At 42.4% G+C, this 24,689-nt stretch carries 25 protein-coding genes, 8 tRNA genes and 2 pseudogenes; 33 read left to right on the forward strand and 2 right to left on the reverse strand.

Annotated features, from left to right (window positions below; genetic code table 11):
• Positions 1–14: 14 nt before the first annotated feature.
• The 11 genes and pseudogenes from DWY31_RS06480 to DWY31_RS06530 all read left to right on the forward strand — a co-directional run bounded on the left by DWY31_RS06480 (position 15) and on the right by DWY31_RS06530 (position 7,841).
• Positions 15–515, forward strand: a complete 501-nt coding sequence (locus DWY31_RS06480) for a YcxB family protein (RefSeq protein ID WP_118519849.1) — start codon at positions 15–17, stop codon at positions 513–515.
• Between the two features lie 105 nt (positions 516–620).
• On the forward strand, positions 621–1,415 hold the full coding sequence (locus DWY31_RS06485) for a DeoR/GlpR family DNA-binding transcription regulator (RefSeq protein ID WP_243060447.1): 795 nt from the start codon (positions 621–623) through the stop codon (positions 1,413–1,415).
• A 53-nt stretch (positions 1,416–1,468) separates the two neighbouring features.
• On the forward strand, positions 1,469–2,149 hold the full coding sequence (locus tag DWY31_RS06490) for a FadR/GntR family transcriptional regulator (protein ID WP_118288348.1): 681 nt from the start codon (positions 1,469–1,471) through the stop codon (positions 2,147–2,149).
• A 104-nt stretch (positions 2,150–2,253) separates the two neighbouring features.
• Positions 2,254–2,442: pseudogene (locus tag DWY31_RS14485) on the forward strand (FAD-binding protein); the annotation flags it as partial.
• Between the two features lie 16 nt (positions 2,443–2,458).
• A complete protein-coding gene (locus DWY31_RS06500) occupies positions 2,459–2,836 on the forward strand; it encodes an FAD-binding oxidoreductase (RefSeq protein WP_118519851.1) in 378 nt (125 codons plus the stop codon).
• Positions 2,837–2,932: 96 nt separating this feature from the next.
• Positions 2,933–4,006 (forward strand): M24 family metallopeptidase, encoded by a 1,074-nt coding sequence (locus DWY31_RS06505; RefSeq protein ID WP_118519852.1) that lies wholly within the window; start codon positions 2,933–2,935, stop codon positions 4,004–4,006.
• Positions 4,007–4,297: 291 nt separating this feature from the next.
• Positions 4,298–4,825, forward strand: a pseudogene (locus DWY31_RS14490) (N-acetylmuramoyl-L-alanine amidase family protein); the annotation flags it as partial.
• A 225-nt stretch (positions 4,826–5,050) separates the two neighbouring features.
• The gene (locus DWY31_RS14495; RefSeq protein WP_226977400.1) at positions 5,051–5,443 is read left to right on the forward strand and encodes an SPOR domain-containing protein; all 393 of its coding nucleotides are present in this window, start codon (positions 5,051–5,053) and stop codon (positions 5,441–5,443) included.
• Between the two features lie 207 nt (positions 5,444–5,650).
• Positions 5,651–5,917 carry a hypothetical protein gene (locus DWY31_RS06520; RefSeq protein ID WP_118519853.1) on the forward strand — a complete coding sequence of 89 codons (267 nt, stop codon included), beginning with the start codon at positions 5,651–5,653 and terminating at the stop codon, positions 5,915–5,917.
• 229 nt (positions 5,918–6,146) lie between these two features.
• Positions 6,147–7,064 carry a hypothetical protein gene (locus tag DWY31_RS06525; RefSeq protein ID WP_118519854.1) on the forward strand — a complete coding sequence of 306 codons (918 nt, stop codon included), beginning with the start codon at positions 6,147–6,149 and terminating at the stop codon, positions 7,062–7,064.
• 90 nt (positions 7,065–7,154) lie between these two features.
• On the forward strand, positions 7,155–7,841 hold the full coding sequence (locus DWY31_RS06530; protein WP_118519855.1) for a sigma-70 domain-containing protein: 687 nt from the start codon (positions 7,155–7,157) through the stop codon (positions 7,839–7,841).
• 19 nt (positions 7,842–7,860) lie between these two features.
• Here the strand turns inward: DWY31_RS06530 and DWY31_RS06535 are convergent, their stop codons facing one another.
• Entirely contained in the window at positions 7,861–9,141 is a 1,281-nt protein-coding gene (locus DWY31_RS06535) for an HlyC/CorC family transporter (RefSeq protein WP_199671937.1), read from the reverse strand.
• A 148-nt stretch (positions 9,142–9,289) separates the two neighbouring features.
• Between DWY31_RS06535 and murB the strand changes: the two genes are divergently transcribed.
• The 22 genes from murB (at position 9,290) to DWY31_RS06650 (ending at position 23,338) form a co-directional block, all read left to right on the forward strand.
• A complete protein-coding gene (gene murB / locus DWY31_RS06540) occupies positions 9,290–10,201 on the forward strand; it encodes a UDP-N-acetylmuramate dehydrogenase (protein WP_118519857.1) in 912 nt (303 codons plus the stop codon).
• Position 10,202: 1 nt separating this feature from the next.
• On the forward strand, positions 10,203–11,087 hold the full coding sequence (rapZ, locus tag DWY31_RS06545; protein WP_021860168.1) for an RNase adapter RapZ: 885 nt from the start codon (positions 10,203–10,205) through the stop codon (positions 11,085–11,087).
• A 9-nt stretch (positions 11,088–11,096) separates the two neighbouring features.
• Entirely contained in the window at positions 11,097–11,999 is a 903-nt protein-coding gene (gene whiA / locus DWY31_RS06550; RefSeq protein WP_118519858.1) for a DNA-binding protein WhiA, read from the forward strand.
• The gene (locus DWY31_RS06555; protein WP_118519859.1) at positions 11,992–12,249 is read left to right on the forward strand and encodes an HPr family phosphocarrier protein; all 258 of its coding nucleotides are present in this window, start codon (positions 11,992–11,994) and stop codon (positions 12,247–12,249) included. The genes whiA and DWY31_RS06555 overlap by 8 nt, the downstream gene beginning before the upstream one ends.
• Positions 12,250–12,332: 83 nt before the next feature.
• Positions 12,333–13,265 carry a diacylglycerol/lipid kinase family protein gene (locus DWY31_RS06560; protein WP_021860171.1) on the forward strand — a complete coding sequence of 311 codons (933 nt, stop codon included), beginning with the start codon at positions 12,333–12,335 and terminating at the stop codon, positions 13,263–13,265.
• 118 nt (positions 13,266–13,383) lie between these two features.
• Positions 13,384–13,455: transfer RNA gene (locus DWY31_RS06565), tRNA-Glu, on the forward strand.
• A gap of 200 nt (positions 13,456–13,655) precedes the next feature.
• Positions 13,656–14,114 (forward strand): prepilin peptidase, encoded by a 459-nt coding sequence (locus tag DWY31_RS06570; RefSeq protein ID WP_118519860.1) that lies wholly within the window; start codon positions 13,656–13,658, stop codon positions 14,112–14,114.
• 58 nt (positions 14,115–14,172) lie between these two features.
• On the forward strand, positions 14,173–15,039 hold the full coding sequence (gene fba, locus DWY31_RS06575; RefSeq protein WP_021860173.1) for a class II fructose-1,6-bisphosphate aldolase: 867 nt from the start codon (positions 14,173–14,175) through the stop codon (positions 15,037–15,039).
• 159 nt (positions 15,040–15,198) lie between these two features.
• Positions 15,199–17,310, forward strand: a complete 2,112-nt coding sequence (locus DWY31_RS06580; RefSeq protein WP_118519861.1) for a glutamine synthetase III family protein — start codon at positions 15,199–15,201, stop codon at positions 17,308–17,310.
• 164 nt (positions 17,311–17,474) lie between these two features.
• Positions 17,475–17,939 (forward strand): DUF1700 domain-containing protein, encoded by a 465-nt coding sequence (locus DWY31_RS06585; RefSeq protein WP_118519862.1) that lies wholly within the window; start codon positions 17,475–17,477, stop codon positions 17,937–17,939.
• Positions 17,940–18,236: 297 nt separating this feature from the next.
• Positions 18,237–18,434 (forward strand): hypothetical protein, encoded by a 198-nt coding sequence (locus DWY31_RS06590; protein ID WP_021860176.1) that lies wholly within the window; start codon positions 18,237–18,239, stop codon positions 18,432–18,434.
• Between the two features lie 335 nt (positions 18,435–18,769).
• The gene (locus DWY31_RS06600) at positions 18,770–19,927 is read left to right on the forward strand and encodes a THUMP domain-containing class I SAM-dependent RNA methyltransferase (protein WP_118519863.1); all 1,158 of its coding nucleotides are present in this window, start codon (positions 18,770–18,772) and stop codon (positions 19,925–19,927) included.
• Entirely contained in the window at positions 19,928–20,545 is a 618-nt protein-coding gene (rdgB, locus tag DWY31_RS06605) for an RdgB/HAM1 family non-canonical purine NTP pyrophosphatase (RefSeq protein WP_021860179.1), read from the forward strand. It begins immediately after the preceding gene.
• Positions 20,542–21,021 (forward strand): metallophosphoesterase family protein, encoded by a 480-nt coding sequence (locus DWY31_RS06610; RefSeq protein ID WP_118519864.1) that lies wholly within the window; start codon positions 20,542–20,544, stop codon positions 21,019–21,021. The genes rdgB and DWY31_RS06610 overlap by 4 nt, the downstream gene beginning before the upstream one ends.
• A gap of 120 nt (positions 21,022–21,141) precedes the next feature.
• A tRNA-Pro gene (locus DWY31_RS06615) sits at positions 21,142–21,216 on the forward strand.
• A gap of 7 nt (positions 21,217–21,223) precedes the next feature.
• Positions 21,224–21,294: transfer RNA gene (locus DWY31_RS06620), tRNA-Gly, on the forward strand.
• A gap of 56 nt (positions 21,295–21,350) precedes the next feature.
• Positions 21,351–21,424, forward strand: a tRNA-Arg gene (locus DWY31_RS06625).
• A 67-nt stretch (positions 21,425–21,491) separates the two neighbouring features.
• Positions 21,492–21,565 (forward strand) — tRNA-His (locus tag DWY31_RS06630).
• A 33-nt stretch (positions 21,566–21,598) separates the two neighbouring features.
• Positions 21,599–21,670 (forward strand) — tRNA-Gln (locus DWY31_RS06635).
• 6 nt (positions 21,671–21,676) lie between these two features.
• Positions 21,677–21,749 (forward strand) — tRNA-Lys (locus DWY31_RS06640).
• Positions 21,750–21,827: 78 nt separating this feature from the next.
• On the forward strand, positions 21,828–23,153 hold the full coding sequence (locus DWY31_RS06645) for an MATE family efflux transporter (protein WP_118519934.1): 1,326 nt from the start codon (positions 21,828–21,830) through the stop codon (positions 23,151–23,153).
• A 104-nt stretch (positions 23,154–23,257) separates the two neighbouring features.
• A tRNA-Leu gene (locus DWY31_RS06650) sits at positions 23,258–23,338 on the forward strand.
• Between the two features lie 388 nt (positions 23,339–23,726).
• On the opposite strand, the gene DWY31_RS06655 is transcribed toward DWY31_RS06650, so the two are convergent.
• Complete coding sequence (locus DWY31_RS06655; protein ID WP_118519865.1) at positions 23,727–24,557, reverse strand: hypothetical protein; 831 nt, start codon at positions 24,555–24,557, stop codon at positions 23,727–23,729.
• Positions 24,558–24,689 lie beyond the last annotated feature (132 nt).

A 24,689-nucleotide genomic window follows, 5' to 3' on the forward strand; every position in this document is an offset into this window, starting at 1 on the left:
AGGTTTTTGGTATCATGAATAAAATTACCGTTCGCATGACAAAAGAATATCTTTATGATTTCCTTTTGTTTCATGCTTATTCAAAATTCAGCGGATTTCTGATCAACATTCTTGGACTGGCAGTTGCCTTTATGGGAGTCATTATGTATACGACGAATCATACAGGAGTGACAGGTCTTGTTTTTTACCTGATCGCAGCAGCGATTTTCCTTGGAGGTACACCGTTGCAGCTTAAGATGCGTGCAGCAAAGCAAGTGGAAGTGAACCAGGAATATTGCAATCCTGTGGATTATACATTTTCAGATGAAGGTATTGTTGCAGAAAATGATGGAAATACAAAGAATTATAAATGGGATGAGATCGAGCGTGCAGTGGTAACACCGAAGACGATAGGTATTTATTATGGAAAAGATAATGCAATGATCATTCCAAAAGTTGATTTTGGTGATCAGTTTGTACCGATTTTTACGATCATTGCAACGCAGCTTGGGCAGAGCAAAGTGCGTATGCACTAATGGCAATGCAGTCGTTGTTGTTATAGATTCTGCCGGAGAAAACTGCCAGTGGCAGAGTCTTAAGATGATATGAAATATAAGAGGAAAAGTATAAGAAGAGAGCAAATGTTCTCGGTAATAAATTACAAGGTGATAGAAATGGAAGAACGCAGACAGGCAATATTACGAAAACTGGAAGAAAAGGGAAGTGTCAGAGTAGCAGAACTCAGTAAAGAACTGGGATGTTCAGAAGTGACGATCCGAAACGATATTAAAAATATGGATCAGGAAGGGCTTCTGAAACGTACCCATGGCGGGGCATTGCAAATTGACAGCAAGACGGTAAGAAAATATTCGGCAGAGAGTATTTACCGCAATGTAGAGCGTAAAAAACAGATCGCAGCCTGTGCCTACGCATTTATTGAGGACAGAGATACGATTATTATAGATGATGCATCAAGCAGTTTTTACCTGGCTGCTTATATCAAAGAACATCCGGAGAAGAGACTTGCCGTTGTAACAAATTCCCTGCTTGCGGGCAATGAGCTGGCTGGGGTAGATCATGTAGAACTTTATATGATTGGTGGACATGTAGGCGGACATCTGTCCGCAACAATGGGAGAAGCAGCACTTCAGAATATGGAACAGTTCCATGTAGATAAAGCATTTATTGGTGTGCACAGTATTAATTTTGATGTGGGACTGACGTCGATTGCGACACCGCAGATGCAGGTGAAACGTACGATACTGAAAGTTGCGGAACAGGTTTATGTACTTGCTGACAGCAGTAAATTCGGAGGCGGATACGTCTCTGTGATCTGCCCGATCCAGGATGTATATAAGATTATCACGGACAGTGATGTGAGCAGAGAGAACATTAAAAAAGCGCAGGAATCCGATATCTCTCTTGTGATTGCATAGAGGATATGTACAGGATTATATGGAGAAGAATGTAAGACCGGAAGGTGAAAAGTATGGCACGCGAAGAGAAGGCATATGCCAGAGTTATAGAAAAAGTAAAGAAAATGATTTTGTCCGGTGAATTAAAACCGGGTGAAAAGCTGCCACCGGAAAGGGAATTTGCAGAGAAACTGGAAGTCAGCCGTAATTCTGTGCGGGAAGCGATAAGGATTATGGATATGATGGGAATCGTCAGCTCACAGCAAGGCTCCGGCAATTATGTTACCTGTGAATTTCAGAAGAGCATCACCGAGACGATGGCGATGATGTTTGCCATGGATCAGGTCAATGATAAACAGATCTCACAGGTACGATACTCTCTGGAAGTGCTTGCATTTACACTGGCTCTGGATCGTGTGAGGGAGGAGGATCTTGCAAAGATGGAAGAGTGCGTAGAGAAGCTGGATAAGAACGGTGACAGCAAAAACAATGCAACGCTTGATAAGATCATTCACTACACGCTTGCAAGAGCGTCCGGGAATCAGCTTCTGATTGATATTCTGGAAGCGTGCTCCGGTGTGTTTGATATCTTTATTGAAGATATGCGATATGGGATTTTGAAAAACGAAAATCGAAAAACAGAATTAAACGAGTGTCACAGACATCTTGTGGATGCACTCAGAGAAGGTGACAGAGAGAAAGGACTTCAGGCACTTAAGTGGCATTTCGAGATGATCGATGAAGTACTTGGTTAAGAAAAGCTCTGTAGATATTTGAAAGAGTTCTTTTAAGTAGACATGGTAAATAACCCAAATCTACTTAAGGGGACTCTTTTTATGTTATAACGATATGAAAATTTCGTCATACAAAAAAGCCGGAGGATCTGGCAAATTTACAGAAACTGGCAGATCTTCTTGGCGGACAGCTTGCCTGTACAAGACCGGTGGCAGAGGCAGGATGGCTTCCGGCAAAATGCCAGATCGGCTTAAGCGGACGTACAGTACGCCCGAAGCTCATTATCACATGTGGCGTATCAGGAAGCAATCAAAGGATCTACCACCTATATGGATGAAGTGGATATGGTTGTTCCGAGAAATCGTGTCAATGAGATGGTAACTTATTTGCATGATCTGCAGAAAACAGTCGATATCCGGATTAAGAGCTTCGGCCATGCAGGAGATGGAAACCTGCATGCATATATTTTGAAAGATGAGCTGAGTGACGAAGAATGGGAAAAGCGAATGAAAAACGCAATGGAACTGATTTATCGAAAGGCGCATGAGTTAAGAGGACAGGTGTCCGGGGAGCATGGTATCGGATTTGCGAAAAAGCCATATCTTATGGAGTCGCTTCCGGAAGAAAATATTCGCCTGATGAACGGAATCAAGCAGGTATTTGATCCAAAGAATATTCTGAATCCGCACAAGGTTGCGCAGATATAAAAATTTAGACCGTAGTTTAGACTAAAGTACTGGTTTGCGTGAACTAATTGTGATATGATAAAGAAAACGAAATTATACATTAGGAGGTATTTCGAAATGAACGAAAGAATTGACCGCGTATTGAAAAAAATGGAAGATAAAGGACTGTCTCAGTTATTAGTATCTGATCCGCTGAGTATCCGTTTCCTGACAGGAATCATGGTTAATCCGGGAGAGAGATTATACGCACTGCTTCTGAGAGCAAACGGAAAACATACTTTATTCTTAAACTACCTGTATTATGTATCAAACACAGGATTTGAAGAAGTATGGTTCAGTGATATGGACGACCAGATCGGTGTTCTGATGGAACACATCGATACAGAGAGCACACTTGGAATCGACAAGACATGGCCGGCTCGTTTCTTGATTCCGCTTCAGGAGCGCTGCCCGAAGATGAAAACAATCTGGGGATCTGATTGTGTAGATGATGTTCGTGCCTGCAAGAACGCAGAAGAGATCCAGATCATGAAAGAAGCTTCCATCATCAATGATAAAGTTATGGAGAGAGCTGCTGAGTATATCAAAGAAGGCATGACAGAGAAACAGGTTGCTGATTTCATTGATGCTGAGTATTTAAAAGAGGGGGCAAGCGGAGTAAGCTTTGATACAATCGTATGCTTCGGACCAAATGCGGCTGACCAGCATCACACACCAAGTGAGACACGTACATTAAAAGCCGGTGAATGTGTATTGATTGATATGGGATGTATCTGGAAAGGATACTGCTCAGATATGACAAGAACATTCTACTGCAAGAGTGTAGATGACGAGCAGGCTGCTATTCATGATCTTGTTCGTACAACAGTTGAGAAAGCAGAAGCAGTAATCAAACCGGGTATGCGTTTCTGCGATATTGATGCACAGGCAAGAGATCTGATCGATGAGGCCGGATACAGCGAGTACTGGAGAATCCGTCTTGGACACTTCATCGGACAGGAAGATCACGAGTACGGTGATGTAAGCCCGATCAACAAGAATGTTGCTGAGCCGGGAATGATCTTCTCTATCGAGCCGGGAATCTACATCGAAGGCAAATACGGTGTCCGTGTAGAAGACCTTGTTCTTGTAACGGAAGACGGACATGAACTTCTGAACGCAGTAGATAAGAAATATCGTATTGTTGGATAATCAGGTTTCTGTCTGAATTGTTTTAAATATGTAAGGTTCATCACGTTTATGGGATGATTGATTTAGAAAATGCTGGGACTGTTCAAGTTTCAGCATTTTCTTTACAGAAGCGCTGATGGGAGCAGATCTGATACTGATTCCGACGGTGAATACGAAAGCAGAGCCATCCGAGATACTTCTGGTGCTTTTCTTGATTAAGCTAAATATGGGATCAAAAAATGAATAACATTCGTACACATAAGCTGCCTTTTCGCATATTCTAAATAAGAAAAAATATGCAGGAGGCAGCTTATGCCATATTCAATTATGCTGGATGCGGGACACGGAGGAACCGATCCGGGTGCTGTTTATAATGGAAGAAGAGAAAAAGATGATACTCTGCGGCTTGTACTTGCAATCGGACAGATTTTGCAGAACCGCGGAGTAGATGTAGAATATACACGGACGACAGATATTTATGAGACACCGTTTCAGAAAGCAATGGAGGCAAATGAAGCAGGTGTCGATTATTTTGTTTCTATTCATCGCAACTCTTTTGAACAGGATAATATTGTATCCGGTGTAGAAAGCCTGGTTTACGATCTTTCCGGAATCAAATACAGGATGGCGGAAAATATCAATGCGAATCTCGAAACGGTAGGCTTTGTAAATCTGGGTGTGAAAGCAAGACCAAATCTTGTTGTTCTGAAACGGACAAAAATGCCGGCAGTTCTCGTTGAAGTCGGATTCCTTAATTCAAATACAGACAATCAGTTATTTGACGAGAATTTTGATGATATCGCACTTGCAATTGCAGATGGGATACTGGAAACGCTGGAAGAAGTGGCGAGAGAAAGTGCTGTGAACCAGACGGAAACCGGGCAGGAAATGTTGTCATCTGAGAGCGGTGAAAGCAGACAGAACGGAGCATATTTTGAGAATAGTGAAAATAAACAAAACGAGACATATTTTGAAGATAGAAATAAAGCGTATGTGGAATATTCTGAAGATAATGTTTCAGATAAAATCGCTGGTGCTGCAGAAAATCCAGGAGTTTTACAGGATATGAGACAGGATCAAAGCGTAGAGTTATCCGGGAATACTGCAACATTGAACAATAATATAGAAACAACCAGAAACATTACAACGAACAACAGTGCAGAACCATCCGGAAATACAATTTCGGGCAACGTCATCTCAGACAACAGATTATCTGAGAAAGCCCGCCTGCCACGGCCGGGTGCTTACCGTGTACAGGTCGGTCTGTACCGCAATTGGGTGTATGCACAGCGCCTGTTAGATGAACTTCTGGCGGCAGGCTATCCGGCATATCTGGATGAATCCGGTCCGTATATCCGCGTGCAGGTTGGTCCATTCATGACGCTTATGGAAGCTGTCCGTATGGAGAGAAAACTCCGCAGAGACGGGTACGATACACTTGTCATCCGGGGAAAATAAAATACCGATGCTCATAAAATTTCAGGCAGAGTTTTACAAGAGTTTAACATAAGATACTCCTTAGATTTTACGCTCTATACTTATAATGATACCAGAACCAGAGAACGAAAGCCACATGAGCGTCGCTCATAAGTGGCTGTAAGTTCCAAGGATTCACAAAGATATAAGCATAATAGAGGTTTTGTTCCGGATGAGGAGGGAAAAGTTATGAACTTTATATGGGAAACGGTAAATAAATATGTCCCTGAAAATATGGCAGACGGTGTGTTCCTGACAACGTTGATCGTAGGCTGGTGCGTGCTGGTATTTGGTGTTGGAATGTTATTTTGCGTAGTGGCAGCAGGTTCTGCATCTGCAGGATGCATTGTAAATGTAATGTGCATGGCACTTTATGCGGCAATCATCTTTGGATTGTTCGGAGGAATTTTCTATCTGTTCCGCCATCACAGACCGGGAGCCGGAAGCGCAAGATAGATTTTCTACGGAAGTTATAAAAAGAAGTTGAAAAGATGCTTTGATAGTGCTAAACTCCTATAAAAGCATCTTTTTCTTTTGCGCTTTTGAAGCGTGTCTATTTATATCTAAAGTATCTGTAAGGAATTCATGCTTTTAAATTTCACGAAAAACAGCAGGAGTCCTGAAGGTACTAAAAAGACCGCACAAATTTCTTGTGAAGGACTCACAAAAAAGAAGGGAGAAATTCATGAGAAAAAACAGAGAGTACAAAAGTGATGTGTTTTCCATGTTAATGGAAAGCAAGGAAAATGCACTGGAAATTTACAATGCATTAAACGATTCAGGGTACACCAACCCGGAAGACGTGGAGATTGTTCAATTGGAGAGGGGCGTATCGCTCTCCATTCGGAATGATGCTTCATTCATTATTGACATGAATATCAATTTCTACGAGCATCAGTCTACATACAATCCGAATATGCCGCTTCGGAGTTTGATTTATTTTGTAAATGCATTGGAAGACTGGCTGAAAGATAATGACAAGGATCTGTTCAGCAGGAAACAAATACAGATACCGACACCGCATTTTGTTATATTTTATAATGGGATGCAAAAGAGACCGGAATACGAAGAAATGAGATTGTCGAACGCTTTTTATCACAAAGTCGACGAACCGCAGATAGAGCTCATCTGCAAGGTTTATAATATCAATCCAGAGAATAATCAGATTTTGAAAAAGAAATCAACAGTACTGGAAGGATATACTTACTTTGTAGAGAAAGTAAGAGAGAATCAAAGGCAGGGAATGAATCTGGAAGAGGCAGTGGACAGCGCGATAAAAGACTGCATAGATAATCATATATTGGAAGATTTTTTTAGGAGAAGAAAGGACGACGTAAAGAAAATGACACATCTGGATTATACATGGGAAAAACGGGAAAGGTTAATACGCATGGAAGAATATGCAGATGGCGAAGCGGCTGGAATACAGAAAGGTAAGATAGATTCTCTGCTGGAAATCTTACAGGAACTCGGCGATATCCCGGAAGCACTTCAGAACAGAATCAGATCTGAAAAAGATCTACAGGCTTTAACAAGCTGGCTGAAAGCAGCGGCGAGAGCAGATTCCGTGGAAGAGTTTCAGAAGAAAGCAGGACTGCTATAATTACTATATTTTGACGCGCCACCGGCTTTTATGTTATTATTGATACGATTGATACACATATCAGGAAATAATATAAAAGCGGAGGCATATATGGCAGGTCGTTTAGAATTTAAAGAAAAATTAGGTGATATATTAAAAGAAGCAATCGCACAGGGCGGTGAGATGCAGAAAGAGGAAGTCGAGAAATTTTTTGCAGAAGATGGACTTTCCGAAGAACAGATTGATCTTGTGTGTGATTATCTGTTGTCTCAGAAAGTATCGGTTTATGGTTATCAGAAGAAGTCGGGCGTAGTGAGAATGTCGGAAGAGCCGACAAAACTCAGTACAGAAGAACAGGCATATCTCGTGGAATACCGCAGAAGTATCGAAGAGATACAGAAGAAAGTAGCAAAAGAACCGATGGAAGAGAAGATGGCGTATTATCTTCCAAAGATTGTAGATGAAGCATTGAAAATGCATCGTGGCAATGTATTTCTCGGAGATATGATACAGGAAGGAAGCTTAAGCCTGGTGCTTGCACTTTCCCAGACAGAGGAAGAAGAGAAGATTATGGAAAAAGTACGGGCAGGAATCGATGTACTTCTGGAGTCACAGGATGAGACAACGAGAAGAGATCACCGCATGGTAGAGAAAGTCTCAGATCTGGATCAGGCGATCCGTGATATGACCGAGGAGAATGGAAGAAAAGTTGCAGTGGATGAAGTTGCAGATAAGCTTGGAATTACAGAAGCAGAGATCGCAGATATTCTGAAATTAGCAGGAGAAGAGGTGGAATAATCCACCTCTTAATTTTGCCCTAATCTTCTTCGTCCTCTTCTTCCAGCTGTGGTTCCGGCAAGTAAGCATGGACAGTTTCGATACGGTTTTTGTCTAGTTTTTCGACAATAAGACGGATACCATCTTCCGTTGTGATTGAATCTCCGACTTCCGGAAGACGATCCAGATGTTCGATGATAAATCCACCGATGGAATCATAATCTTCTGAAGTAAGATCAAGATCCAGACGGTCATTTAAGTCATCCAGATTCGTGGAACCTTCAATCAGGTACTCCCGTTCGCCGACTTCCTGTACGAAATCTTCTTCATTTTCATCATATTCATCGTGGATTTCACCGACGATTTCCTCCAGAATGTCTTCAAGCGTAATCAGACCGGAAGTTTCGCCATACTCATCCAGAACAATGGCGATATTGAAAGAGGATTCTCGCATCTCAACGAGAAGTTCGGAAATATTCTTATACTCATAAGTGAAATATGCTTCTCTTAAAATATCACGGATATGAAATTCTTTCGTATTATCATATAAAAGAAGATCCTTCATATTGATTGTACCGATCACATTGTCGGTTGTATCTTCAAAAATCGGAAGTCTTGTAAATTTATCTTCTCGGAAAATCTCAATCAGTTCTTCGTAAGTCGATTCTACATCCGCAAATGTTACATGTACACGCGGTACCATAACATCTTTTGCCTTCGCATCTCCTAAATCAACCACGTTGTAGATCATTTCTTTCTCATCGGATTCAATAACTCCTTCCTCATGGCTGACATTTACAATGGTACGAAGTTCATTTTCAGTCATTGTACGATTCTTCGCATTTGGATCGATATGAAAAATAAGAAGAATCAAAGAGGACAGTCCATTGATGATGAAAATAACCGGTGTCATGACTTTCATGAGAAAGCTGATGACAGGTGAATAAAGCAGAGAAATCTTCTCCGCGTAAACAGTCGCAGTTGTCTTTGGCGTGATTTCTCCGAACAGAAGAATCAGCACTGTAATGATCGCACTTGCGACAGCGACCATAGATCCACCCAGCTTGTAGGCAATAGTTGTTGCCAAAGAAGCGGCAGCCGTATTCACGATATTATTTCCAATGAGGATTGTACTTAGCAATTTGCTGGAATTTTCCGTGATACGAAGTACAGTCTTCGCGCGCTTATTGCCTTCTTCTTCCAATGTGCGCATGCGAATCTGACTTGCAGTTGTAAGAGCCGTTTCTGCGGAAGAAAAGAACCCCGACAGAAGCAGCAGAATTATCAGAATTATAAATTGTATGGCGTCATCCGAACCCAATTTAAATATCACTCCTTTTGGTTTGTATATGGCACTAATATAGCGCATTTCATGGTATTTTGCAAGAGTTCGTTGAATTTGCAGTTTATTTATTGTATGATGTACAAGGAATAAAAGACAAACTCTATTCTATAAGGAGGAATCATAGATGAATCAGAATATATATGATAAATTGAAACAGATTCTTTCGTCTGCACAGGTGAAAGCAGATGAACCGATGAAGAATCATATTACGTTCCGGGTAGGTGGCCCGGCAGACGTATACGTGTTACCGAAGACAAAGGAAGAACTTTTACAGGTTATTACATGCTGTAAAGCGGAGAATGTTCCTTATTATATAATTGGAAATGGAAGTAATCTTCTGGTCGGAGACAAAGGCTACAGAGGCGTTGTAATCCAGATTTTCAAAGAGATGAATGAGATTACCTGCGAGGGAAATGTAATCTGCGCACAGGCGGGAGCACTGCTTTCACAGGTTGCAGCGAAAGCGTTGGAGCAAAGTCTTACGGGATTTGAATTTGCGGCAGGAATTCCGGGAACGCTCGGCGGCGCCTGTGTGATGAACGCTGGAGCATACGGTGGTGAGATGAAAGATGTTCTGAAGGAAGTGACAGTTTTGACGGATGAGGGAGAATTCCTTACGATTCCGAAGGAAGAGCTGGAACTGGGATACCGTACAAGCGTAATCGCAAAAAAAGGCTACATTGTCATAGAGGCAGTTCTTGAACTTAAGAGTGGAAATGCAGATGAGATCAGGGCTTACATGGATGAGCTGAAGGAAAAGCGCATTACAAAACAGCCGCTGGAATATCCGAGTGCCGGAAGTACATTTAAGCGACCGGAAGGATATTTCGCCGGAAAACTGATCCAGGATGCAGATCTCCGTGGCTTTCAGGTAGGAGGCGCACAGGTTTCCGAAAAACATTGCGGATTTGTTATTAATAAGGATCATGCGACAGCAGCAGATATCGTAGAACTGATGCAGCAGGTGTCAGACAGAGTGGAGGAAAAGTTCGGCGTGAAATTAGAGCCGGAAGTAAAAAGATTAGGAGAGTTCTAGTATGAGATTTGTGATTGTAACGGGTATGTCGGGAGCAGGAAAAAGTACAGCGCTTAAGATGCTGGAAGATATGGGTTATTTTTGCGCAGATAATCTGCCGGTGCCATTGATTCCCAAATTTGCGGAGCTTTTAAGTGTGCCGGGTACAGAGATGAATAAGGCGGCGCTTGGCGTGGATATCCGTAGCGGTCAGAGTTTCAAAGAACTGGAGCGTGTACTTAGTGAGCTGGATGAAGCAGGACTTACTTATGAGATTCTGTTCCTGGAATCCAGTGACGATGTGCTGATCAAACGATATAAAGAGACAAGACGTTTTCATCCATTGTCCGGCAGCAGCCAGAGAGTGGACAAAGGAATTGCCGAGGAACGTGAAAAATTAAGCTTTCTTAAGAAGAAGGCAAATTATCTGTTGGATACGAGCCATATGCTGACGCGCGAATTAAAAGGCGAACTGAATAAAATTTTCGTAGAAAATAAGGAATACAAGAACTTATACATAACAGTTCTGTCTTTTGGATTTAAATACGGAATCCCAAGTGATGCAGATCTTGTATTTGATGTCCGTTTTCTGCCGAACCCATATTATATAGAAGAATTACGTTCAAAGAGCGGTAATGACAAAGAAGTCAGAGATTATGTTATGGAAAATGAGAAATCCTGGGAATTTTTGGAGAAACTGACAGACATGATTGAATTTCTGATTCCGAATTACGTGGCAGAAGGAAAGACGCAGCTTGTGATCGGAATCGGTTGTACCGGTGGAAAACACAGATCCGTAACTCTGGCGAATGCATTATATGAAACACTTCAGGAAAATGAAGAAAACTATGGCGTTAGAATCGAACACAGAGACATTGAAAAGGATGCTAAAACGAAAGCAAGATAGGAGCAGGAAATGTCATTTTCCGGGAAAATAAAAGAAGAACTGGCAGAACATTCGACGGATGCAAGACATTGCAATCTTGCAGAACTTTCTGCAATTGTGCAAATGTGTGGGCATTTTTCGGAAGATTTTAAGGGCAGAATCACTTTGCAGGTGGACACGGAAAATTATCCAGTTGCAAGAAAATGCTTTACATTAATGAGAAAAACATTTAATATAAAGACTGATATCGTAATTCGAAGACATGCAGGAAAGGACAACTGGAGTTATCATCTCTTCTGGAGGGGAGAAGAACTCCTTGCGGTAAAGAATGCGGATGTTCAGGCAGTCTGTTGTAAAAGAGCCTATATTCGGGGCGCATTTCTTGCGGCGGGATCAATGAGTGATCCTACGAAGTCATACCATCTGGAGATTGTATGTGCGCAGGAAGAACGGGCAGAGTATCTGAAGACTCTGATGAACAGCTTCGGAACCGATGCGAAGATTGTACAGCGGAAGCGGATGCATGTTGTATATCTGAAGGAAGGTTCCCAGATTGTGGATATGCTGAATGTTATGGAGGCGCATGTTGCATTACTGGAGCTGGAGAATGTCCGGATCCTGAAAGAGATGCGTAATGCCGTCAACAGGAAAGTGAATTGCGAAACTGCTAATATTAACAAAACCGTTTCTGCCGCAGTAAGGCAGATGGAGGATATTGCATATATCCGGGATACGATTGGTTTTGATGAATTGCCGGATGGGTTGAAAGACGTCGCCCTTACACGTCTGGCATATCCGGATGCAGCACTGAAGGAGCTGGGAAGTCTGTTACGTGAACCTGTAGGAAAATCAGGTGTGAATCACAGACTGAGGAAATTAAGTGAGATAGCGAATAAGTTAAGGGAAAATAAGGAGGAGCAACACTATGATTAAGAAGCCTGTTACGATTCAAAACAGCATGGATATGGAAACAAGACCGATTGCACACCTTGTGCAGGAAGCGAGCCAGTATAAGAGTCAGGTATATATCGAGATGGATGATAAGAAGATTAACGCAAAGAGTATTATGGGAATGATGAGCCTGAATCTTTCAGAAGGAACGGCGATTACTGTTGCAGCAGACGGAGAGGATGAATCCGAGGCAGTAGCAGGTGTGGAAGCATTCCTCGTTGCTAACAAATAATCATACATAATGATAATATAAGACATAAGAAAAGAGTTCCGGTTAAGGAACTCTTTTTCAGACGAGTGAAAGGAGAGCGGAGTATGAAAAGACTACTGTTTGTATATAATCCGCATGCCGGCAAAGGCATGCTCGCACCAAAGGTGTCAGACGTTGTAGATATTTTTGTGAAAGCAGGTTATGAAGTGGTGATCTATCCGACGCAGGCATATCATGACGCATATAAGAAAATATCCGAATATGATGCCAGTACATATGATTTGGTTGTGTGCAGCGGAGGTGACGGAACATTGGATGAAGTTGTGACCGGAATGATGAAACGTGAAGACCGTGATCCGATCGGATATATTCCGGCTGGAACAACGAATGACTTTGCGAACAGCCTGCATATTCCGAAAGATGTTCTGAAAGCTGCGGACAATGCAGTGAATGGTTCCGAATTCTGCTGTGATGTCGGTAAATTCAATGACGGTATTTTCGTCTATATTGCCGCGTTTGGTTTATTTACGGATGTATCTTATGAGACAAAGCAGGAATTAAAGAACGTGCTCGGACATCTTGCATACCTTCTGGAAGGAACGAAGCGTCTGTTTAACATTCCGTCTTACCGGATCAAAGTAGAACATGACGGAGAGGTGATCGAGGACGAATTTGTATTCGGAATGGTAACAAATTCCAGATCTGTAGGCGGTTTCCGCAATATGATAGGAAAGGAAGTCGCATTTGACGACGGTCTGTTTGAAGTTACATTGATTAAGACACCGAAGAACCCAATTGCTTTACAGGAGATCATCGCATCACTTCTGATCGAACAGGTGGACACAAAGCATATGTACACATTCAAGACAGGCAAGATCACATTCGAGTCGATTGAAGAGATCCCATGGACATTGGATGGGGAGTATGGCGGAAGCCATGATGAAGTTGTCATTGAGAATTTGCAGAAACAGTTACATCTAATGGTTCCGGAAGATGAAATGAAGAAATTGTCTGTGAATCACAAGAAAGAAAACTAGCGAAAGCAGCCGAAAAATGCAGGGCTGTAGAAAAAATTGCAAAAAAACATAAAAAATGAAAAAAAGTACTTGCTTATTTATAGAATGTTTGCTATACTAGGCAAGTACGAAAGAGCAAGGCTCCCTGGTCAAGCGGTCAAGACGCTAGCCTCTCACGCTGGAATCAGGGGTTCGATTCCCCTGGGAGTCACTCAGTATGAAACCGGAGTTCATTATGAATTCCGGTTTTGTTTTATATATCTACAATATCAAGTCAGGCAGTTCAGCCTGCATAATTCCTGAAGTTATGACATTGCAATAGTACATTTTTACTTTCATACAGATTTTTGATACAGGGTGTCAGGCTTTTGATCTGGCATCATATAATGTAGTAAAAGGAGATATAATTTTATGATGATATTTTCAAAAATATATTTGTGCAGATGGTTTATGCTGTATCTGCTTGCCACCTGTCTGGTGTGGATTGCCGGACAGGACGCGCGTACACACAGAATTTCAAATCGGTCCGTGCTGGCATTTGGAGCGCTGGCGGCAGCGTACCGGATGCTCTGCCCTGAACTTTCATGGCAGGCGGTGTGCGTTGGAGTGTTTGCTGTCAGTGTACCGTTACTTCTGCTGGCAGCATGGAAGCCGGGTGCTGTTGGTGGCGGAGATGTAAAATTAATGGCAGCAGGTGGGAGTTTATTTGGTGCAAATGGAATCTGGCAAGCGTTTTTTACTGGCATTTTGCTGACAGGAATCTGGACAATCGTGATGCTTTTGTGCAAAAAGGTGAAACGGAAGTCGAGTATCCCGCTTGGCCCGTTTCTGAGTGCGGGAATGCTGATTTCTTTGTCCTTGTTTTTTTGAAAGTAATGGTCTATAATAAAAAAATGAAATGTGAATTGAAGAATTGGAGGAATATGATATGTTAGTATCAGCAAAAGAGATGCTTGAAAAAGCAGTTGAAGGTCACTATGCAGTAGGTCAGTTCAACATCAACAATCTGGAGTGGACAAAAGCAGTACTGAATGCGGCTGAAGAGATGAAATCTCCGGTAATCCTTGGAGTATCTGAAGGAGCAGGAAAGTACATGACTGGATTCAAGACAGTTGCTGCTATGGTAGAAGCTATGATGGGTGAGCTTGGAACAACAGTTCCGGTTGCTTTACATCTGGATCACGGTACTTACGAAGGAAGTTATAAGTGTATCGAGGCTGGATTCTCTTCTATCATGTTTGACGGATCTAAATATCCAATCGAAGAGAACGTTGCAAAGACAAAAGAACTGATTGAAGTCTGCAACAAGAAAGGAATCTCCCTGGAAGCAGAAGTTGGTTCTATCGGCGGAGAAGAAGACGGAGTTATCGGACAGGGTGAGTGTGCTGATCCGAACGAATGTAAGCAGATCGCAGATCTTGGTGTTACAATGCTTGCAGCAGGTATCGGTAACATTCACGGAAAATATCCTGCAAACTGGGCTGGATTAAGTTTTGAGACTCTGGATGCAATCCAGAAGCTGACAGGAAAACTGCCACTGGTACTTCATGGTGGAACAGGAATTCCGGATGACATGATCAAAAAGGCAATTGATCTCGGAGTAGCTAAGATCAATGTTAATACAGAGTGCCAGCTTTCATTTGCTGATGCAACACGCAAATATATCGAGGCGGGTAAAGATCAGGAAGGAAAAGGCTATGATCCTCGTAAGCTTTTAAAACCAGGATACGAAGCAATCATCGAAACTGTCAAGGAGAAGATGGAATTATTCGGATCTGTTGGAAAAGCAGAATAATTTCAATTTATACTTGCCTTTTTCAGACAATTGAGTTATACTAACAGGCGTAGCGAGAACAAAGGCGTTCCAATGAAAGTTGGAGTGCCTTTTTCTTACATATTCAACAATATTTGAATACAGACAACAAGACACGATTAAGAAAGGAAACGAAAAGACATGAGTGAAGCATTGAAAGTAGCTGAGATTTTTGGGGAAGATGTATTTAACGATACTGTCATGCAAGAGCGTTTGCCAAAGAAGGTCTATAAGGATCTGAAGAAGATTATCGAAGAGGGAAAAGAATTAGACCTTGCAACAGCAGATGTAATTGCTCACGAGATGAAAGAGTGGGCGATTGAGAAAGGAGCTACACATTATACACACTGGTTCCAGCCCCTTACAGGAGCTACCGCTGAGAAACATGATTCTTTTATTTCTGCACCACTGCCGAACGGAAAAGTGCTGATGAGCTTTTCCGGAAAAGAACTGATCAAAGGAGAGCCGGATGCATCTTCATTCCCATCCGGAGGACTTAGAGCAACATTCGAGGCAAGAGGATATACAGCATGGGACTGTACTTCACCGGCATTTGTAAGACATGATGCAGCAGGCGCTACACTTTGTATTCCGACAGCATTCTGCTCTTACAAAGGAGAAGCACTTGACCAGAAGACACCGCTTCTGCGTTCTATGCAGGCAATCAATGAACAGTCACTGAGACTGCTTCGTTTATTTGGCAATACAACAGCTAAGAAAGTAACTCCTTCTGTTGGAGCAGAGCAGGAGTATTTCCTTGTAGATGCTGAAAAGTTTGAGCAGAGAAAAGACCTTATTTATGCAGGACGTACTTTATTTGGAGCGATGCCTCCAAAAGGACAGGAGATGGACGATCACTATTTCGGAACCATCCGTCAGAGAATTGCCGGATTTATGAAGGACGTCAATATTGAACTGTGGAAAGTTGGAGTTGCATCCAAGACACAGCACAACGAAGTTGCACCGGCACAGCATGAGCTTGCACCGATTTACGGTGAAGCAAATGTAGCTGTTGACCACAACCACCTGGTAATGCAGACATTGAAGAGAATTGCATGCCAGCATGGAATGAAATGCCTGCTTCATGAGAAACCATTTGCAGGTGTCAACGGATCCGGTAAACATAACAACTGGTCACTGACTACAGATGATGGTAAGAACCTGTTAGAGCCAGGCAAGACACCTCATGAGAACGTACAGTTCTTACTGGTGCTGACATGTATCTTGAAAGCAGTAGACAAACACGCAGCACTGCTTCGTGAATCTGCAGCAGATGTAGGAAATGATCACAGACTGGGAGCAAACGAGGCACCTCCGGCTATCATCTCTATTTTCCTTGGAGATCAGCTTGAAGATGTAATCCGCCAGCTCGTAGATACCGGAGAAGCTACACACAGTCTGAAAGGCGGAAGACTGGAGACAGGTGTAAGTACACTTCCGGATCTTGCAAAAGATGCAACAGACCGTAACCGTACATCGCCGTTTGCATTTACAGGTAACAAATTTGAGTTCCGTATGGTAGGATCAAGAGATTCTATTTCCGGATCAAACGTTGTACTTAACACAATCGTGGCAGAGGCATTTTCAGAGGCTTGTGATGTCCTGGAGAAAGCAGATGACTTCGATATGGCAGTACATGATCTGATCAAGAAATATGCAACAGAGCACCAGAGAATCATTTTCAATGGTAACGGATATGCAGATGCATGGGTAGAAGAAGCTGAGAGAAGAGGACTTCCGAACATCAAATCTATGGTAGAAGCTGTACCGGCACTGGTAACAGAAGATACAGTATCTATGTTTGAAAAGTTTAAAGTATTCACAAAGGCAGAGCTTGAGTCACGTGTAGAGATCAAGTATGAGAACTACTCAAAGGCTATCAACATTGAAGCGCGTACAATGATCGACATGGCAAGCAAACAGATCATCCCGGCTGTTATCAAATATACAAAATCTCTGGCAGATACAGTACTTGCAGTGAAAGAAGCAGGAGTAGACGCTTCCGTACAGGCTGGACTGCTGAAAGAGACAAGTGATCTCCTGGCTGCGACAAAGAGCGCACTGGATGCACTCAGTACTGTAACTGATAAGGCAGCAGCTATGGATGAAGGTGAAGAGCAGGCAAGATTCTATCACTTCGATGTAGTACCTGCAATGGAAACTCTGCGTACACCGGTTGACAAACTGGAAATGATCGTAGACAAAGAAGCATGGCCGATGCCATCATATGGAGATCTGATCTTTGAAGTGTAATCGGTTTTGCAATAGATAAAAGATACGATAAATATGAACTCCTGATTTTTATAAATTCATTAGAAAATTTTAAGAACCTTGCACTTGGAATGGCAACTTGTATGTGCTATCCTAAGTGCAAGGTTTTTTATTAGGCACATTTTGCTGATTAAGGAGATAATAGAATGACGAAACAGGAATTTCTGGAAAAATTAAGAGCCGCACTTGGCAATGACTTAAGTGGTGCAGTTGTAAGTGAGAATGTGAATTATTATAAGCAGTATATTACAGATGAAGTAGCGAAAGGAAAATCCGAAAAAGAAGTGATAGATGAATTGGGAGATCCATGGGCGATCGCCCGTACGATCATAGATGCACAGGAGAACCAGGAGTACACAGAAGGTGAATACAGAAGTGAGACCACTGCAAATGGCGAATATGATTCCGGCAAACAGAATAGATATGGCAATGTCCATGTATTTGGATTGGACAGCTGGTGGAAGAAACTTCTTCTGATACTGGGGTTTGTTGGAATTATCGTCTTGATCGTGGCGGTGATCGGAGGGATCATCAGCATTCTTGCGCCGATCGTTATTCCGCTTATTGTGTTGATGTGGATTCTCCGGGTAATCGGACAGAGACGAAGATAAGAACTGAAAGCAGAAGAAAAATTTGATTAATCCCTGTGATAAAAAGAAAAATATAAAGTAAAAGACCGATGGGGGAGCCATCGGTCTTTTGAGGGGAGTATAAATAATTAATAAGGGGTTGTAGAAAGTAACCTTTCTACAAGCTTAAGTATAATATAGCAAGAGTCAAAAAGCAAGAAAAACCTTAAAAAAATCTTAATATATTTGTAAGCCTGTTTTTGTGAAAAAGATACATAAAACAGATGCAGATGGACACAATAATCCTGTAACTTAAAAAAGAATTAGGAGGAATTTAAAATGGCAAAAAACTCATCAAACATGAATGCATCTGATAAGAATGCTTATGGCAAAAACATCGCAGACAAGAACTCGTCTAACAAAAACGGATATAATAAGAATGCATCCAAAAAGAATGCATATGGGCAGTCCGACAAGAATGAATCCAATAGAAATTCTTCTGACAGCAACTGCCACGGCTACAAAGAGAGACAGTAATCAGAAAATGGCGTAACAATCCACACTTATAAGACAGTGAAATATGGCGGAAAGAGTGTCAAACTCTATTCGGCATGGTCAAAAGCAGCAAAAGCAAAAATCAAATAATGTGTGATGCAGTTTGCGCTTTATGATGGTAGTCATTTATAATGAGGTAAACAAAAAGGCTTCCCTGAAGATACAGGTATTTTCAGGGAAGCCTTTTTTATATAAAAATCTTCCGGCAGATATGCAAAGTCATATTCTTTGTTATAAAAACCTTGCACGCTTTTTTTATGTAGAATATACTAAGAAAGAGTACAAACAGAAAAGTACGGAAGAAACAGGAGAAATATATGAATAAAATAGAATTGATTGCACCATGCCATTTTGGGTTGGAGGCAGTTTTAAAAAGAGAGATCATAGACCTTGGCTATGATATCGCAGAAGTAGAAGATGGAAGAGTGACATTTTACGGAGATGAAGACGCAATCTGCCGTGCCAATATTTTCCTGCGGACAGCAGAGAGAATCCTTGTAAAAGCAGGAAGTTTCAAAGCGGTAACATTTGAAGAATTATTTGACAAGACAAAGAACCTGCCGTGGGAGCGTTATATTCCGAAGAATGGAAAATTCTGGGTTGCCAAGGCAGCGTCTGTTAAGAGTAAATTATTCAGCACGTCAGACATCCAGTCTATTATGAAGAAAGCAATGGTCAGACGGCTGCAGGAATATTATGGAATCGAGTGGTTTCCGGAAGACGGAGCTTCTTATCCGGTACGTGTATTTTTGATGAAAGATATCGTGACAGTAGGAATCGATACATCCGGTGTGTCCCTGCACAAGAGAGGATACCGTGAAGTTTCCGGCAAAGCGCCGATCACGGAGACACTGGCAGCAGCACTCATCAAGCTGACACCATGGAAGAAAGACCGTGTATTCGTAGATCCATTCTGCGGAAGTGGAACATTTCCGATAGAAGCTGCAATGATGGCTGCAAATATCGCGCCGGGAATGAATCGTTCCTTCACGGCAGAAGAGTGGACGAACCTGATCCCGAAGAAGATGTGGTATGACGTGATCAACGAGGCAAATGATCTGATTAAGGACGATATCGACGTGGACATTCAGGGATATGATATCGATGGATCGGTCATTAAGATCGCAAGAAGAAATGCAAGAGAAGCCGGAGTGGATCATCTGATCCATTTTCAGGAGAGAGATGTAAGAAACTTAAGCCATCCGAAGAAATACGGATTTATCGTGACGAACCCGCCTTACGGAGAACGTCTGGAAGATAAGAAAGACCTGCCGGAACTGTATCGTGCATTTGGCGAAAGCTTTGCAGGACTTGACAGCTGGTCGGCTTACATGATTACTTCTTATGAAGATGCACAGCGTTATTTCGGACGGAAAGCGGATAAGAACCGGAAGATTTACAATGGAATGTTGAAGACATATTTCTATCAGTTTATGGGACCGAAGCCGCCGAGAAAACCGAGAGAGGAGCAGTAGATGAAGAAAATAATATTTGCAACAGGAAATGAGCATAAGATGGTGGAAGTCCGTATGATCCTTGACGGTCTGGGACTGGAGATTCTCTCACAGAAAGAAGCAGAGATTCAGGCAGATGTTGTAGAGGATGGAACCACATTTGAAGAAAATGCACTGATCAAAGCATCCGAGATTGCGAAAATCGCACATGAGATGCCGGAATACAAAGAAGCAGTTGTGATGGCAGATGATTCCGGCCTGGAAATCGATTATCTGAACAAAGAGCCGGGAATCTATTCTGCGCGGTACATGGGAGAGGATACTTCCTATGATATTAAAAATCAGGCGCTTTTAGACCGTCTGGATGGTGTGCCGGACGAAAAACGTACAGCGCGGTTTGTCTGTGCGATCGCAGCTGTACTTCCGGATGGAAGCCATGAAGTTGTGCGCGGCACGATGGAGGGCATTATTGGTCATGAGATTGCCGGAGAAAACGGATTTGGATATGATCCGATTTTCTATCTGCCGGAATGTGGATGTACCAGCGCAGAACTTGCGCCGGAAGAGAAGAACAGACGAAGCCACAGAGGAGAAGGACTTCGGAAAATGCGTGAGATTCTGGAGAATAAGAAGAAATGAAAATACTGATCGTAAGTGATACACATAAGGCTCACGTATCTCTGGAACAGGTTTTGGAGCGGGAGAAGCCGATTGATATGCTTATCCATCTTGGAGATGTGGAAGGCGGGGCTGATTATATAGAAGCACTGGCGAACTGTCCGGTACATATCGTTGCAGGAAATAATGACTATTTCAGTGATCTTCCGCAGGAAGAAGAATTCGTTGTGGAAGGAAATCACATTTTCATTACACATGGACACTATTATTATGTATCTATGGGAGAGAGTGATTTGCTGAAAGAAGCTAAAGGCAGAGACGCTGACATTGTGATGTATGGACATACACATAAGCCATCGCTGCATGAAGAAGACGGCGTGACGATATTGAATCCGGGAAGTATCTCTTACCCGCGCCAGAGCGGGCGTCAGAAGACCTATATGATCATGGAGATTGATGCATCGGGCGTGCCGGAGATTGAGCTGAAATATGTATAAGAAAAGATATGTAAAAAAATTGCAAAAAAATGAAAAAAGTTATTGACAATATTCGAACCTTGCTATATAATAGCTATTGTGTCACGGAGATACAACAAGATGACACGAAGTAAACAATATCGGGGTGTGGCTCAGCTTGGCTAGAGCGCCTGGTTTGGGACCAGGAGGTCGCAGGTTCGAATCCTGTCACCCCGATAATCTTGCGGGTGTAGTTCAATGGTAGAACACCAGCCTTCCAAGCTGGATACGTGGGTTCGATTCCCATCACCCGCTTTCCGAGTGTCAACAGACATTTGGGAAAGTGATAGTTCTGAGGAGCTTATCCTTAAGAGTCTGTAGCTCAGCTGGATAGAGCAACGGCCTTCTAAGCCGTAGGTCGAGGGTTCGAATCCCCCCAGGCTCGTTAGAACCACAACAATTTAATAATGTGGTACTTAGTTGGACAGCTATAGTTCGATAAGTAATATATGGTGGGTATGGTGCAGTTGGTTAGCGCGCCAGATTGTGGTTCTGGATATCATGGGTTCGAGTCCCATTACCCACCTTTCTTTTTTTCTGTAAAGAGAGAATGTATTATTGGGCTATCGCCAAGCGGTAAGGCACAGGACTTTGACTCCTGCATTCGTTGGTTCGAATCCAACTAGCCCAGTTATATGGGCGTGTAGCTCAGGTGGTAGAGCACTTGACTTTTAATCAAGTTGTCCGGGGTTCGAATCCCCGCACGCTCACTGAATTATAGATGCAAATCCTTTGGGGTTTGCGTTTTTTTGTTTATGTAGAAAGAAGGAAAAAAAGTGGGAAAACACATGTTTTCTAATAAAGCATTGTGGAAACTGATGGCACCGTTGGCATTTGATCAGTTGCTAAATTCCATGATGGGAACAGTTGGAACAATGGTAGTCAGCAATCTGGGTTCGGCGGCAATCTCGGCAGTCAGTCTGGTAGACGCCATCAACGTACTGATCGTTCAGGCGTTTTATGCACTGGCAGCAGGAGGAACAGTTGTATGTTCCCAATATCTTGGATGCAAAAAAGAAAAAGAAGCAAATGAAGCGGCAAGACAGCTTCTGTTTATCACATTTGTATTGTCTGTGGTGATTGCAGCAATCTGTCTGGCAGCAAATGGACCGCTCCTGCGGCTGATCTTTGGAGAAGTAGAACCACAGGTTATGAAATATTCCAGACAATATTTTATTATTTCAGCGATATCCTATCCGTTTATTGCGTTGTATGATGATGGTTCGTCCATATTCCGTGCACAGGAAAACAGTAAAACGCCGATGATGATTTCACTGTGTGCAAATATTCTGAATTTCATATTAAATATACTGTTTGTATGGGGATTTCATATGGAAGTTATCGGTTCGGCAACAGCGACCATGTTGTCGCGTGCATTTTCGATGATTGCAGTGCTGTGTCTTCTGCGCCGTCCGGAACTTATTATCCGCCTGAGGGGGTATCTTAGTATTCGCCCTATCTGGTCACAGATCCGCCGGATTCTGTATCTTGGTATTCCGTCGGGAATCGAAAACAGTATGTTCCAGTTTGGTAAACTGGCAATCCAGTCTACGGTGTCTATGATGGGGACGGCCGCAATTGCTGCGCAGGGAATGACAAATATCCTGGAAAATCTGAATGGTATTCTGGCAATTGGAATAGGCGTCGGACTGATGACGGTAGTCGGAGAATGTATGGGAGCCGGAAGAAAAGATGAGGCAGCCTACTATATTAAGAAGATGACAGCCGTGTCAGAAGTTGTCGTGATTGCAAGCTGTCTGCTGATCTTTGCGCTCGTACATCCAATTACGATTTTCGGTGGAATGGAAGCAAAGAGTGCAAAAATGTGTATCTTCATGGTTGGCTGTATCACCATTGCAAAACCAATTGTGTGGTCGTTGGCATTTATACCGGCATACGGTTTCCGTGCAGCCGGGGATGTGAAATTTACGATGGTTACATCGGCGCTCATCATGTGGTTTTGTCGTGTCACACTTGCGATGTTTCTTGCGAGAGTGCTCGGTTTCGGACCGATTGCAGTATGGATCGGAATGTTCACTGACTGGTCAGTCCGTGCGATTATTTACAGTATCCGCTTTAAAAGTGGAAAATGGATGGAGCATCAGGTTATTTAAGGAAAATTTTCGAAATGTCCCGGCAATAACAGGAAACAGATGATTATAAAAAACCAGTTGACAAATATGCAGAAAATATAGTATATTATTTAGGCAGTTTGCATGCGGATGTGGCGGAATTGGCAGACGCGCCAGACTTAGGATCTGGTGTCCCCGACGTGCAGGTTCAAGTCCTGTCATCCGCATTTGCTACATGATATAATATCAATTACGAAGAAGATCATCACGAAAGTGGTGGTCTTTTTTTAAAGACTGTTGCAGGACAGAAAGAAGCAGCAACAAAACTCCTTGATCAAACACTTTTCAAGGAAGAAATTGCTGAAAAAGTCGGAAAGTATAATAACATGACCGTTGATGTCAATGGTTGTACACACGGCGTACACTCATTTCAATTGATTAACTGATAAGAAATTAAGGATAAATAAAAGTAAATATGTAAAAGGGGACATTTCCCCCGGAACATAAGAGAAGCAGCTCCGCGTTATGTATCTCAGTTGAGATTTCATAGCATGGAGCTGCTTTTGCTTTATTAAATATATTCAATAACTATAGCATCTGTAGAAAACTGACTAACTATCGTATCACATATTTTCTTACAAGGCAGCTTACAACACCCAGCGCGCAGAGTGGCAGAAGAGCGGAAGCAAGTCCGCCGTAGAGTTGCAGTGCTCCTTTTAAACCCTGAAGCGGAGCCGGAGAAGCCGGGATCAGATTTCCAAAATACAGAGACAGATATGCACCTGCATAGATGAAAATAAAAGAAAACCAGCCTTTACCTTTATCGTAACGGTGTCCGCGTTTCCCATAAGTACTGCTTCCGAAAAGCACGATTAAAAATGTGACTGCTTCCACGAGAAGCAGGAATAAGGCAACACCAAGATAAGCACCCAGAATATAATTCTTCTGTGCGACTGCCGCAGCAATATTTCCGTAAGCCGGAGCGTTTTTCCAGAATGTCAGTCCCAGCATGCAGAAAATAATAGCAATGAGTACCAGAGTTCCGGCACGGAGCAGGAGATTCAACGTCTTTCGTGTTGCTTTAGCAGCGATCTTTCCACCGGTTGCTGCGCCTTTCTTCAAAGGAGACAGAAAATTTGGCAGATGAAAACCGCCCTTTTTGCGCCCGCCTTTATCAGAAGAACGTTTTTTGTCAGAATCATTGCCGGATACCTTGCCGCCGCGCTTCCGTTTCATATATTCTTCCGGCGTCTCATCGAATGAAGTAGTATAATTTTCTTCCACATAATCGATATGCTTTGTTGTATCCAGATCGGAAAGACTGGAAAGTACGTCTTTGTAATTATCATCTGTATCGATGTTAATATCAGGAAGCTCCCCTTCGTAGATAACTTCAAAATCATTGTCGAAGATATCTTTTCCCTTATTTGCAGTATTCATACTCATAAAAAATCCCTCCTAAAACGATTTACATTTTAGTATCTATATCGGATGGATACAATAGATATCACAAAAATTTCAGGAAGACATAAGGTTTTCTTTAGAATTGGAATTGTGTATAATAGAAAACAATCGAAC

This window comes from Dorea sp. AF24-7LB, from assembly GCF_003478575.1.
Lineage (GTDB): Bacteria > Bacillota > Clostridia > Lachnospirales > Lachnospiraceae > Dorea_D > Dorea_D hominis.

Coding starts and splice junctions, on each gene's coding strand:
- DWY31_RS06610 (WP_118519864.1), top strand. CDS start 20,542: ATGAAAATACTGATCGTAAGTGATACACATAAGGCTCACGTATCTCTG.
- DWY31_RS06520 (WP_118519853.1), top strand. CDS start 5,651: ATGAACTTTATATGGGAAACGGTAAATAAATATGTCCCTGAAAATATG.
- DWY31_RS06500 (WP_118519851.1), top strand. CDS start 2,459: ATGGATGAAGTGGATATGGTTGTTCCGAGAAATCGTGTCAATGAGATG.
- fba (WP_021860173.1), top strand. CDS start 14,173: ATGTTAGTATCAGCAAAAGAGATGCTTGAAAAAGCAGTTGAAGGTCAC.
- DWY31_RS06490 (WP_118288348.1), top strand. CDS start 1,469: ATGGCACGCGAAGAGAAGGCATATGCCAGAGTTATAGAAAAAGTAAAG.
- DWY31_RS06645 (WP_118519934.1), top strand. CDS start 21,828: ATGTTTTCTAATAAAGCATTGTGGAAACTGATGGCACCGTTGGCATTT.
- DWY31_RS06600 (WP_118519863.1), top strand. CDS start 18,770: ATGAATAAAATAGAATTGATTGCACCATGCCATTTTGGGTTGGAGGCA.
- DWY31_RS06570 (WP_118519860.1), top strand. CDS start 13,656: ATGATGATATTTTCAAAAATATATTTGTGCAGATGGTTTATGCTGTAT.
- whiA (WP_118519858.1), top strand. CDS start 11,097: ATGTCATTTTCCGGGAAAATAAAAGAAGAACTGGCAGAACATTCGACG.
- DWY31_RS06485 (WP_243060447.1), top strand. CDS start 621: ATGTTCTCGGTAATAAATTACAAGGTGATAGAAATGGAAGAACGCAGA.
- DWY31_RS06560 (WP_021860171.1), top strand. CDS start 12,333: ATGAAAAGACTACTGTTTGTATATAATCCGCATGCCGGCAAAGGCATG.
- DWY31_RS06590 (WP_021860176.1), top strand. CDS start 18,237: ATGGCAAAAAACTCATCAAACATGAATGCATCTGATAAGAATGCTTAT.
- DWY31_RS06530 (WP_118519855.1), top strand. CDS start 7,155: ATGGCAGGTCGTTTAGAATTTAAAGAAAAATTAGGTGATATATTAAAA.
- DWY31_RS14495 (WP_226977400.1), top strand. CDS start 5,051: ATGAGACAGGATCAAAGCGTAGAGTTATCCGGGAATACTGCAACATTG.
- DWY31_RS06580 (WP_118519861.1), top strand. CDS start 15,199: ATGAGTGAAGCATTGAAAGTAGCTGAGATTTTTGGGGAAGATGTATTT.
- rapZ (WP_021860168.1), top strand. CDS start 10,203: ATGAGATTTGTGATTGTAACGGGTATGTCGGGAGCAGGAAAAAGTACA.
- DWY31_RS06585 (WP_118519862.1), top strand. CDS start 17,475: ATGACGAAACAGGAATTTCTGGAAAAATTAAGAGCCGCACTTGGCAAT.
- murB (WP_118519857.1), top strand. CDS start 9,290: ATGAATCAGAATATATATGATAAATTGAAACAGATTCTTTCGTCTGCA.
- DWY31_RS06655 (WP_118519865.1), bottom strand. CDS start 24,557: ATGAGTATGAATACTGCAAATAAGGGAAAAGATATCTTCGACAATGAT.
- DWY31_RS06555 (WP_118519859.1), top strand. CDS start 11,992: ATGATTAAGAAGCCTGTTACGATTCAAAACAGCATGGATATGGAAACA.
- DWY31_RS06480 (WP_118519849.1), top strand. CDS start 15: ATGAATAAAATTACCGTTCGCATGACAAAAGAATATCTTTATGATTTC.
- rdgB (WP_021860179.1), top strand. CDS start 19,928: ATGAAGAAAATAATATTTGCAACAGGAAATGAGCATAAGATGGTGGAA.
- DWY31_RS06525 (WP_118519854.1), top strand. CDS start 6,147: ATGAGAAAAAACAGAGAGTACAAAAGTGATGTGTTTTCCATGTTAATG.
- DWY31_RS06505 (WP_118519852.1), top strand. CDS start 2,933: ATGAACGAAAGAATTGACCGCGTATTGAAAAAAATGGAAGATAAAGGA.